The organism is Paenibacillus amylolyticus, assembly GCF_036894225.1.
Lineage (GTDB): Bacteria > Bacillota > Bacilli > Paenibacillales > Paenibacillaceae > Paenibacillus > Paenibacillus amylolyticus.
This window is the reverse complement of sequence record NZ_CP145892.1, coordinates 5,918,244-5,929,166: the sequence shown is the minus strand read 5'-3', so window position 1 is coordinate 5,929,166 and position 10,923 is coordinate 5,918,244. Positions and strand designations below refer to the sequence as shown.

General features: G+C 44.2%; 10 protein-coding genes. 7 read left to right on the top strand and 3 right to left on the bottom strand.

Features of this window, described 5'->3' with window-relative positions:
• Positions 1-44: 44 nt before the first annotated feature.
• Both V6668_RS26290 and V6668_RS26285 read right to left on the bottom strand, forming a co-directional pair.
• Positions 45-719 (bottom strand): VOC family protein, encoded by a 675-nt coding sequence (locus V6668_RS26290; protein ID WP_076319717.1) that lies wholly within the window; start codon positions 717-719, stop codon positions 45-47.
• Between the two features lie 20 nt (positions 720-739).
• Complete coding sequence (locus V6668_RS26285) at positions 740-1,621, bottom strand: LysR substrate-binding domain-containing protein (RefSeq protein ID WP_083669911.1); 882 nt, start codon at positions 1,619-1,621, stop codon at positions 740-742.
• A gap of 169 nt (positions 1,622-1,790) precedes the next feature.
• On the opposite strand from V6668_RS26285, the gene V6668_RS26280 reads away from it, so the two are divergent.
• The gene (locus tag V6668_RS26280; RefSeq protein WP_076319716.1) at positions 1,791-2,972 is read left to right on the top strand and encodes a CynX/NimT family MFS transporter; all 1,182 of its coding nucleotides are present in this window, start codon (positions 1,791-1,793) and stop codon (positions 2,970-2,972) included.
• 41 nt (positions 2,973-3,013) lie between these two features.
• Here the strand turns inward: V6668_RS26280 and V6668_RS26275 are convergent, their stop codons facing one another.
• Positions 3,014-3,982: a helix-turn-helix transcriptional regulator gene (locus V6668_RS26275; protein WP_076319715.1), complete on the bottom strand. Its 969-nt coding sequence runs from the start codon at positions 3,980-3,982 to the stop codon at positions 3,014-3,016.
• Positions 3,983-4,069: 87 nt separating this feature from the next.
• Here V6668_RS26275 and V6668_RS26270 point away from each other — a divergent pair, with 87 nt between their 5' ends.
• From V6668_RS26270 to V6668_RS26245, 6 genes are all read left to right on the top strand, one after another.
• The gene (locus V6668_RS26270; RefSeq protein ID WP_076253518.1) at positions 4,070-4,513 is read left to right on the top strand and encodes a VOC family protein; all 444 of its coding nucleotides are present in this window, start codon (positions 4,070-4,072) and stop codon (positions 4,511-4,513) included.
• Positions 4,514-4,785: 272 nt separating this feature from the next.
• The gene (locus V6668_RS26265) at positions 4,786-5,265 is read left to right on the top strand and encodes a VOC family protein (protein WP_235200714.1); all 480 of its coding nucleotides are present in this window, start codon (positions 4,786-4,788) and stop codon (positions 5,263-5,265) included.
• Positions 5,266-5,752: 487 nt separating this feature from the next.
• Positions 5,753-6,658: a methyl-accepting chemotaxis protein gene (locus V6668_RS26260; protein ID WP_036607056.1), complete on the top strand. Its 906-nt coding sequence runs from the start codon at positions 5,753-5,755 to the stop codon at positions 6,656-6,658.
• A 148-nt stretch (positions 6,659-6,806) separates the two neighbouring features.
• Positions 6,807-8,519 carry a spore germination protein gene (locus tag V6668_RS26255; RefSeq protein WP_036606757.1) on the top strand — a complete coding sequence of 571 codons (1,713 nt, stop codon included), beginning with the start codon at positions 6,807-6,809 and terminating at the stop codon, positions 8,517-8,519.
• A 39-nt stretch (positions 8,520-8,558) separates the two neighbouring features.
• Positions 8,559-9,659, top strand: coding sequence for a spore germination protein (locus V6668_RS26250; RefSeq protein WP_036606759.1), 1,101 nt, complete (start codon positions 8,559-8,561; stop codon positions 9,657-9,659).
• Positions 9,656-10,858, top strand: coding sequence for a Ger(x)C family spore germination protein (locus V6668_RS26245; protein ID WP_051447013.1), 1,203 nt, complete (start codon positions 9,656-9,658; stop codon positions 10,856-10,858). The genes V6668_RS26250 and V6668_RS26245 overlap by 4 nt, the downstream gene beginning before the upstream one ends.
• The last annotated feature ends 65 nt before the right edge of the window (positions 10,859-10,923 follow it).

Sequence of the window (10,923 nt, the reverse complement as noted above, 5' to 3'; positions counted from 1 at the left end):
GGATCATATTCCTGAGTTCATTCGGCTTTTTTAGTTGTTCTCCTTTAATTAGATACAATGGAGTATAGGCCGTCCTGTATACGCAGATTACCGGGCTGCCCAGTTTCTACCTTCACCTCTGTAACAAATACACCAGGCATACGTCCGTCTGGGAACCAGGGCATCTGTTTGTCAATGACAATAAACATGCCTTCTGCATCACCCGTGGGGGAGAATTGTTTTCCGTCTCCGGCAAATGGTTCAAGTTGATAATGCTCATTCAATGTGTTCATCGTCTCAGGAACATCATCGACAGGCAGACCGATTTCACTAATACATAACAGATGCTTCGCTTCGAAAGCTTCATCAACTCCATTATCTAGTGAATGGTGAGCGATAAATTCCATCAAGTTGCCGCTTGGATCATAAAAATAGAAGGCTGTTGCATCCCAGTAGGGGAAATAGAATTCATCTTGTCCATCTTTGGATAGCAATGAAATGTTACGGTCTTGAGCCCATCTTTTTGCATCAGCAAGTTTATTCGTTGGAATCGTAAATGCTACATGATAGTAGGGCTTTTCTTGTTCTGGCGCCTTCTTGAAAGAGAGGACCGAGTTCCCCGCACGGAATGAAACGCATGTTGCATTATCCTCCACAAGATCCAGTTCCAGTAGTGTACCGTAAAACTCTTTTATGGCCTCGACCTGATGTGTCAACAAACCAACTTCTCTTATTATCATTTCATTATCCTCCTTTAATCTCACCTTTGATTGAAATACTCAATTGTTTTCTCAATAAATGCCTTGGCCGATTGCGTCAGGTAACGGTCGGACCGATGGATGATCTCAAAGTGCCGGTATGGCGGATCGTCTGTAATTCGGATGCAACGTAGCGTGGGCTCATTCATGGCTTTGATCAGAGGGTAAGGCAGCAGTGTTCCTCCGACGTTGGCTTTGACCAGGCTAATGATGGAGGTTGCTGAACTGGTCTCCATAATGGTATTTAGGCTAAATCCATATTTACGGCAATAGCCGTCGACCAATTCTCTGCCTGTAAATCCTTCGGGAAACATCACCGTTTGGATATCACGTAACTCCTGAATTTCAATTGTGCTTCGTTCAGCCCAATCATGATTCTCGGAAACGACGAGTACATATTCTTCACTGCACAAAGGAATGCGTACAAGCCGCCTATCCGGGGCAGACGTGATCTCGATGCCAATGTCGACTTCATTTTCCAACACTTGATTTACGACATAGATCGAAGAGATAACCTTCAATTGTACCTTGGGGAATCGGGCATGAAAATCAACGAGCAATGGAGTGATACGGTAATCCAAATCCGACGGAAGAACACCAATAACCAATCGTCCCCGCTGATCATTCCGAAATTCAGCTAGAGCATCCTGGGTATTCTGTAAATGCCGGATCATCTGTACACAGTGCTCCAGAAACAGAGTGCCTGCCTGGGTCATCACAATCTTTTTGCCGACGCGGTCAAACAAAGGAACACCAAGTTCATCTTCCAACCCACGTATTTGTTGACTCAACGTAGGTTGAGATATGCCAAGTTTCTCCGCTGCCCGTGTAAAATGAAGCTCCTCACACACCGTAATAAAGTTTTCCATTTGACGAATCTCCATAAATTCACCTCTAATCATTGGTTTTAGTAATCATTTTAATAGAAACAATAGTATTGTTCAATCATTATAATGATCCTATACTTAATTCGTGCACCACCCGAAGATCTTGTCATTAAAGAATAGGATCTTTGGTGAAGGCAACGAGACTACTCCCATGAGGTGATTCATAATGAAACTTTTTTATATTGTATTGGCGCTTATTCTGGCTTCACTGAACTTAAGACCACCGATTACTTCCATTTCTCCTCTGATGAGTACCATACAGAATGATCTGGGTTTGAGCGGCATGACCGCCAGTCTGTTAACTACACTACCGGTATTATGTATGGGCATATTCGCTCCATTCTCTGTAAGACTAAGTAGGAGGTGGGGGAACGAAGGTGCCATTGTGCTGGCTTTAATCCTTATCGGGATAGGTACGGGATTACGATTGTTCGTAGGCGCAACTCCGTTGATGATGTTCACTTCTTTTCTATCAGGTGTAGGGATTGCATTGGCAGGGCCACTGTTGTCAAGCTTCATTAAGCAGTATTTTCCTAACCGAGTGGCAGCCATGGTCGGCATCTATTCAACAGCAATGGTGATGGGGGCCAGCATTAGTGTGGGATTATCGGTTCCGCTTCAGCATACGTTGGGTGGATCTTGGAGAGGTTCTTTGGCTACATGGGCATTACTCGCTGCCATTGCATTGCCAATCTGGTTAAAATTAGCTTGGTCTGCGCGTACAGAGCGGCAATCCGGACAAACTTCGGCTGTAGTCCATGCACCACTTCCGGTGAAGAACAGGCGTGCATGGGTGCTGACACTGTTCTTCGGATTGATGGCCGCGATCTTCTATTCATTAACCGCCTGGCTTGCGCCAGCCATTCAGAGCCATGGATATAGCCAAGAGACTGCTGGCAACATCCAAACGTTATTTACATTGATATCACTGCCCTCAACGTTATTCATTCCCATGCTTGTACATCGGTACCAAAAACGTGTCTTCTGGCTTGTTGGATGTGCGATGTTGGAGTTAATAGGTGTCCTGATGCTGAATCTCTCTGTCAGTCCGTGGCTCGTTGCGATTCCGCTCGGGATTGGTGCAGGTGGACTGTTCCCGATTGCACTTATGTTGCCGATTGATGAGACAAACAATGCTCAGGAAGCAAGTAGCTGGTCGGCTATGACTCAATCTGGTGGCTACATTCTTGGAGCACTTGGACCGCTGGCGATTGGCTGGCTCCGCGATCTAACAGGCAGCTTCGTGCAAGCATTTTATGGTTTGGCTATCATCATCGTGTTGCAGATTATCGTTCAATTGGCTATTGGTAATAAAAAAAGTTTAAAAGTTAGCCAGGAGCAGAGCTAAAAGGCATGTAAAGTAAAATGGATATAGAAATATGATGATCTTTATACATGATCCAATAAGTCCAGGTAGTACTGCCTTAATGCTTTCTGTAAGATGACGGGCTCCATAATCTTAATCGATTTACCATAGCCCGCAAGATATCTCACTATGAAATCAAGCTCGTGAGGTTCATACGAACCGACAAGATACATGTGTCCCCTCTTCTCGCTGATCTGCATAGATGGGAAATGTTCTTGCTGGAATAGCTCCATCCCGGCTTCATCAATCAGGCATTTGAATGGAATTGCTTGTTCCGATGGTTTCCATAGAGATTGGGCATCCTGTGAATAGAGTTCCTTTACATGAGTTAAAGGTTCAATCTCCGTTGTTTCGGCTGAAATGATGCGGTCGCAGCGAAATACACGATACGCTTGTTTATGCAGATCATAGGCCTGGCAATACCAATAACCTTTCCTGGTATAGAGCGCGATGGGTTGAATGGTGCGGATATTGGTGTTTGTAGAAGATGGCCTTTGATCAGAGGATCTACGCTGATTAGCGTACGTAATCTGAATCACTATATTCTGCACAGCAGCCATCAACAGAAATTCCAAATGTGCACTATCGCGGATCTGCTCGGTATGTTGGAAGTAAACCCGGTGTTGGATGTTCTCAATATCCTGTCGTTGCTTGTCGGATAACGCGTTCATAAATTTCTCATGAATGGTACGGAAAGAGATTTGAAAGGGTAGGCTGGAGAAGCTGCGAAGAGCCTGCATCGCAAAATATAGGGCATGAAGCTCCCCCGTATTAAACGAAATGGGAGGCAGCTGCATCTGTTGCAACAGTCGATATCCGCCGTAGCGTCCATATTCGACATAGATGGGCGCACCTAACTCTTCCAATGAAGTGATATCTCTTAACGCGGTTCGTTTGGAGATCTGGAACTCCTGCATGAGATCTTGCAGGGTGAACTGTTGTTTTTGGTTAATAAAGCGCAGCATCTGGTTCATACGTTCTGATTTTTTCATATCAAACCCTCTTAATGGTGCCATAGATTGGCACCTTTCGTTGTTATAGTGATAAGTGTAATCCAATAGGAACAAGGAGGCAATATAATGAATTTTGAAGTGATACCATTTTTGTCGATGAACGGGGATGCGGCGGCAGCCATTGCTTTTTATGAAGAGTTTCTGGGCGCCAAGGTGATATTCAAGAAAAGTTATAAAGAGATGAAGGAAATGAACCCGGGTTTCGAGTACCCTGCCGGTCAAGATGAGTATATTACACATTCGGTGCTGGAGATTGGGGTTAACAAAGTCATGATTGCGGAAGAAGCAATGGACACGGAGAGAGCATGGCAGCTGGGGAACAGCACGTCACTATGTATTCAGTCCAAAGATAAAGATACAATCGATCAACTGTATCATTCTCTGATGCAACATGAGGGTGTGAAGGTACTAGTACCTTATGAACAAAATGAATTCAGCCCAGGTTATGGGATTGTACGGGACCCATTTGGCATTGCGATTCAGCTATGTGTAACTGTACACGATTTTTAAAATGAGTTCAGGCCCCCGGTTAAGCACTCGGTATGTAAACCTGTAACTAACTTAAAAACATCAAAAAAAGAAGAGCCATGGATATCATGCGCTCTTCTTTCTTCGGTTTCAATACAAGGTTGTTCGAGCAACCGATGGTTATAGCGGACCCCTTTTCGTGTAAATCATATAGGTACGGATGTCGCTGTGTACAAGCAAGTTCAATGGATAAAGGAAAGAAGGGATAACATGATTACGAGAGGAATCGACCATATTGGAATAACTGTACGGATATGGAGCAGGCGACACTATTTCTACAACAGGCGTTTGGAGCTCAACTTGCCTATGACCATATAACGCCGGATGATCCCCCACAGGAAGGACCCGAGGCAGAGCTTAAATTAGGACTGCGTTCAGGAGCAAAGGTTATTCATATTCGGATGTTATCGCTCGGGGAGAGCGCTAGTATAGAGTTATTTCAGTACACGAATACAGCGCAATCGGAGCCAGTTAGGGCATCAGATTACGGATTGCAGCATATGGCGTTGTATGTGGACGATATGCAAGAAGCTGCACGACACTTCAAGGAAGCGGGCGGGGTGTTGCTAACAGAGCCTGGGGCATTGACCGGTCATATTGAAGGTGGAGAAGGCAATCAGTTTGTGTATGGAAGAGCACCTTGGGGGATGCTGATCGAGCTGATCTCCTATCCTGCGGGCATTCAGTATCCGAATCACAGTGAAACAAAGCGCTGGACACCACGAAAAAAATAATAAAGATGAGACTGGATAAGAAACAGAACGACGCATGACAAATCGTTCTGTTTTTCTTGTATATAGGGGTTAAACGGTTACTAAAAATCAGAAATTATGTTACAAATACGTTACAAATACAGAAGTGTATACCTCTTTGCCTTATGTTACGATACGTACTAGTAGATACAGAGATATTTTACGGATAAGATAAGTTATAACGTCTCTTTTCTGGACGATGAATATGCTCCGAAAGTATGTTGATGGAACCCTTTTATCCAGGATATTGGAGAAGCATTGAAACGAAGGAACAACTATATATTTTGACTTCACAGGGTTGCAATAAAAATAAATAACAACAGGTGATCCAAAATGCTGCAAATCGGGTATCCATAGTAGAGCCATCTAGAACCTGATGGATACATATGTTGTTATGATTGTTTTTTGCTAGTTAAAGGCTGTCTATTATGGAATGAACTGTGGGGGTTATCAAGTGTCTATATTAGATATGGAAAAGAAAGATGTTGTCACCGATGCAATGGTCATCAAGGCGATGGAGAAAAGTCTTGCTATCATTCGATTTGATCTGGATCGCCGGGTAACCTACGTGAATGAAGTCTTTGCCCAGACGATGGGATATACGGTAGATGAGATGTACGGCATGAAGCATCAGCAACTGTGCTTCGGTCAATTTGCAAATACTCCGGAATATGATGCTTTTTGGAATAGCATATTTAATGGTGTCAGCTTCCAGGACAAGGTTGAACGCAAGGATGCAAAGGGGAATTCCGTATGGCTTGAGGCGACATATATGCCGGTGTACGATGAGACAAATCAGAAGATACTGGGTGTATCCAAAATCGCCACCAACATTACCAACCGTCAGAACAACATTTCGGTCGTAGTGAATGAGCTGAAAACGATGTCCCATGAACTGAATGGGCAGGCAGATGTAGGCATTGAACGGAGCCAGGAATTAATGTCCAGTATCTCCTATATCTCAGAGGTGTCAACTTCTAACCGTGCAACGTTGACCCATCTGCAGGAACAGGCCGGATCGATTCAGGGCGTGGTACGAACGATACGCGAGATTTCGTCTCAGACGCAACTGCTCGCGTTGAATGCTGCCATTGAGGCTGCACATGCAGGAGAATACGGACGAGGATTTGATATCGTGGCCAAGGAAGTTAAGAAACTATCCGCAATGGTGGAGAGTTCGATTAATGAGATTCGTGATAGCGTGACTGGAATAACCAAGGAGATTGGTAATATCACGGGTGGTACCAAAAAAGTAGAAGAATATGTGGAGCAGAGCCAGAAGCAGATTGAGATCGCATTGAATGATTTTACAGCAATTGCTGCTTCAGCTCACTTGTTGGATGCCAAAGCGGAGCATGTGACCAGAATCGTATAACAATATATAGTAATAGCGGTTCCTTGCACAGGAACCGTTTTTTTGTCGTTCAGTACTCAAAAAAACGGGAATTATTGTGATCAAACGGGGACACAATACTTGGGAATACCTGCAGCTATGTCATGCAGAGAAATGTTGGGGTGGGAACATGTGGTCAACAATTGTATCCTACGTGCCGGATTGGTCCATATGGATTCAGGCATTCTTGGTCTTCATCATTCCAATTGGTATTACATTGAGCATGCGCTGGATCAATGCTGCCATTAAGCGCGGAAGCTTCTCTCGTTCCAAGCCATCGTCCATATCCTCGAAGGATATCTCGCCAGCAGCCAAAGGGCAGGGTGAAGGGACCGAAACAGGCCACTATGCCAATATTAAAATAACCGAAAAGTACAGCATAAATCTGACGAGTGTGAAAGAAAGCTTTGGACTCAATGCAGACGTGCATATTCGAGAATTTATTATTAAGGGAACGAATACACGGGCTGCGGTCATCTATACCGAAGGCCTGGTAGATCAGGACTTAGTTGATGATCACTTGATTACACCGTTGATGTTCGAAGGTGTTCCTCTACTTAAGCAGGAGGGTTTTCTCCATCCAGACAACGCACACTTACTGTCGGCATATCTGCAAGATCAATTACTTCCTGTCAGTCTGGTTGAGGAGACGAAGTCCCTCCAAGAACTCGCAGTTGGTGTGTTGTTTGGGAAAAATGCACTGCTGGTTGATGGTTTGCCAGGTGCTTTATTAATTGGAGCTCATAAGATCAAAACAAGAGGTATGAATGAACCCTTGTCAGAGGGACTGCTTCGTGGGCCTCGTATTGGTTTTACAGAGCAATTAAGCGATAATACAGGCATTTTACGTCGTTATGGAAGTGATCAGAGCCTGTTTATTAAGAAGTATGAAGTGGGTTCACGGATCAAAAAAGATTTGGCGATAGCCTATATTCAGGATATTGCCGATCCAAATCTCGTTGCAGAAGTATGCAAGCGAATCGAAGAGATGGATATGGATTCAATGCTCGAATCAGGTTATGTGGAACAACTCATCGAAGATAATACGCTGAGTCCTTTTCAGCAGGTACTGAATACGGAAAGACCTGACCGAGTGATGGGTGCCCTTCTGGAAGGCCGAGTGGCAATTTTGTTGGATGGAACGCCATTTGTATTAATTGTACCGGTGACCTTTAGCATGTTGCTTCAGTCTCCAGAGGACTATTATGAACGCTGGATTCCTGGAACATTTTTGCGAGTGCTGCGTTTTATGGCCGCGATGCTGGCATTGCTTGCTCCTGCGCTCTATATCTCGTTTATCTCGTTCCATCCGGGTCTTATTCCAACCAAGCTGGTATTGACGATTATTGAAACGCGTACCGGAGTGCCATTCCCCTCAATTATTGAGGTACTCATCATGGAGCTTTCAATTGAAATCTTGAGGGAGGCCGGGATACGCTTGCCCAAACCGATTGCGCCAGCGATGGGTATCGTAGGAGGTCTGATTATTGGCCAAGCAGCGGTGCAAGCGGGAATAATAAGCCAATTTCTGGTCATTGTCGTTGCGGTAACAGCCATATCTTCCTTTACGATTCCTGTCTATAGTGCGGGATTAACGCTAAGGATTCTACGATTTGCCGCTATGTTCAGCGCAGCCGTACTTGGATTGTTTGGCGTGGTTATGTTCTTTCTGCTTGTGTGTACACATCTGGCACGACTCTCAAGCTTTGGCGTACCTTATGTTGCACCAGCCGTTCCTTATCACATGAATGAATGGAAGGATTTTGTTATCCGTGCTCCGCTAAACATGATGAGAATGCGTCCCAAGATGACTAATCCGATCGATGATGATCGGAAAAAATAAACGGAATTCCATCTACTGAAGGTCTGGAGGTGAACTAAAGTGAATGGCTCCCAAGGAAAGCTAACCACGACACAGGCCGTTGTAATTATTGTCAATTACATGCTTGGTGCCGGGATATTGACACTACCTCGAACGACCAGCAAAGCTGTCGGAACACCGGATGTCTGGATTTCCATTATCCTATCTGGATTCATTATCTTAGGCGTCGGAATTATTCTGGTTACGCTGTGTCGCAGATTCCCGGAGAAAACCGTCTTCCAGTTCACCCGTGAGATTACGGGCAGCTGGATTGCTTACATACTGGGATTGTCTATGATTATGTATTTCATAGTTATTGCCGCATTCGAAATCAGAGTTATGGCTGAAGTAACAGGGATGTATCTGCTCGAACGCACCCCCACCTGGGTGATTGTGATGGTCTTCATGTGGATCGGTGTATATATGATTTCAGGCGGGCTTGGCGTTATCGTACGCGTGTTTGAGATCATCCTTCCGATTACGATTATTATATTTGTGATTGAAATTTTGCTTAGTAATCAGCTATTCGAGATTGGCAATCTGAGACCCGTCCTCGGTGATGGGATTATGCCCGTTTTCCAAGGGTTGAAGCCTTCACTATTATCTTATACGGGCTATGAGGTGATGTTAATCATGACTGCCTATATGAAAAATCCGAAGAAGAGCAATAAAGCGATGACCTGGGGGATACTCATATCCACTATTATCTACTTGATCACGGTGGTGATGGTTATAGGCAGTTTATCGCTCGATGGCATCAAAACTCGAACCTGGCCAACACTGGATTTGGTAAGAAGCTTCGAAATCCAGGGTCTGATATTCGAGCGTTTTGAATCCTTATTGCTGGTCATCTGGATTATGCAAATCTTTTCGACTACAGCAATTACACATTACTGCGCTTCGGTGGGTATTCGTGATTTGTTTCGTTCCAAAAAAATCAAAGGCATCATGTACGGCCTGCTGCCGTTCATTTATCTGACAGCAATGATACCCAAAACAGTGGATGATACCTTCGTACTAGGAGATATGCTAGGCAATGTGTCCGTATTTTTGTTTGGCATTTTACCTCTGGTACTACTGTTGTTAAGTCTGATTCGCAAAAAAGGAGGCAAGCATGCATGATTACATTCCGCATGTTGTTACGCTTAGCCACTGTATTATGCATTCTCTTAACGATATCCGGATGTTGGAGCAGTCGAGAGATAGAGGATCTAAGTGTCTACGTTGGTCTCGGGATCGATATCGGCAAAGAGACGGAATTTGAGGAGAACATCGCCAATCAGGGAGGAGGGTACTCCAAGCAGAACAATTTGACGGCCACGGTACAGATTGCTCCCGGTAATTCCAGCAGTCAAAAGAGCCAACAATCCGGTTCGCCTGCTTCTGGTAAAACGTCCTATTCCAATGAACAGCTTACCGGAGATTCATTGCTGCAAATCTTTCGTCAGTTTGCACTGAGACGAGATCATCCGCTCATCGGACATCATCTGAAGGTTATCGTTGTGTCCAAGGATATCGCCAAAAAGTATGGTCTGGACCAGCTGCTGGATTTTGTACTTCGGGATAACGATATTCGTCCTAACTGTCTGGTGTTGATTAGCCATCATCGCGCTGTTGATGTACTGACTTCAGATGATCCTTCCCGGATTCCAGCATTTTATCTTACAGGTATTACCGGTAATTCATACTTGTCCAATAAAATCCTGGACCCCGTTCTACTCTCCAAATTAGATGCACAAATGCAATCCGGTTCCAGCTTTTTGCTCCAGAATGTACTGAACTTCAATGGAGAGGACAAGTTCTCCGGTGCCAGTATCTTTGATGGGAAAACAACCAAATTCATCGGGGAACTCAGCCAAACGGATCTAGAAGGGCTATCTTGGCTCAGACCTAAAGAAAAAGGAGGTATCTTGAAGACATACAATAAAGAGGGGTTCACTGTTGTATATGAAATGAAGAAGAAAAAAACAACAATAATTCCAAAAGTGGTTGGCGATGATATTTCATTCCATGTGAAAACTGAATCCGAAGGCTGGTTGATGGAGGATTGGCGTGCTCCCGAGGAAGAGGAAAAAGGTGCGTATCTCAGTGAATTGGAAAAAGAATTTGCTGAACTTGCCAAACAACAGATTCGACAGTTGTTATACAAACTTCAGCATACCTATAAAGTAGATGTTGCGGATTTTCGGGATAGCTTGCGTATTAAAGAACCTAAAACATGGAAAAAAGTCAAAGACGATTGGGATAAAATTTTTAGCACCGTGCCGATCACCTATGAGGTAAAGACCACCATCACGAATCCGGGGTCTTCCACCGAATAGCGAGGTGTGCCATATATTATTTAATTGTTGACACATTCATGATAGATCGCTATATTAGTAAAAAA

What these genes read in the sequence shown, in the direction of transcription:
- V6668_RS26275 (WP_076319715.1), bottom strand. Translation starts at nt 3,982, where the DNA reads ATGAAAAAATCAGAACGTATGAACCAGATGCTGCGCTTTATTAACCAA.
- V6668_RS26280 (WP_076319716.1), top strand. Translation starts at nt 1,791, where the DNA reads ATGAAACTTTTTTATATTGTATTGGCGCTTATTCTGGCTTCACTGAAC.
- V6668_RS26285 (WP_083669911.1), bottom strand. Translation starts at nt 1,621, where the DNA reads ATGGAGATTCGTCAAATGGAAAACTTTATTACGGTGTGTGAGGAGCTT.
- V6668_RS26290 (WP_076319717.1), bottom strand. Translation starts at nt 719, where the DNA reads ATGATAATAAGAGAAGTTGGTTTGTTGACACATCAGGTCGAGGCCATA.
- V6668_RS26260 (WP_036607056.1), top strand. Translation starts at nt 5,753, where the DNA reads ATGGAAAAGAAAGATGTTGTCACCGATGCAATGGTCATCAAGGCGATG.
- V6668_RS26270 (WP_076253518.1), top strand. Translation starts at nt 4,070, where the DNA reads ATGAATTTTGAAGTGATACCATTTTTGTCGATGAACGGGGATGCGGCG.
- V6668_RS26245 (WP_051447013.1), top strand. Translation starts at nt 9,656, where the DNA reads ATGATTACATTCCGCATGTTGTTACGCTTAGCCACTGTATTATGCATT.
- V6668_RS26255 (WP_036606757.1), top strand. Translation starts at nt 6,807, where the DNA reads ATGTGGTCAACAATTGTATCCTACGTGCCGGATTGGTCCATATGGATT.
- V6668_RS26265 (WP_235200714.1), top strand. Translation starts at nt 4,786, where the DNA reads ATGGAGCAGGCGACACTATTTCTACAACAGGCGTTTGGAGCTCAACTT.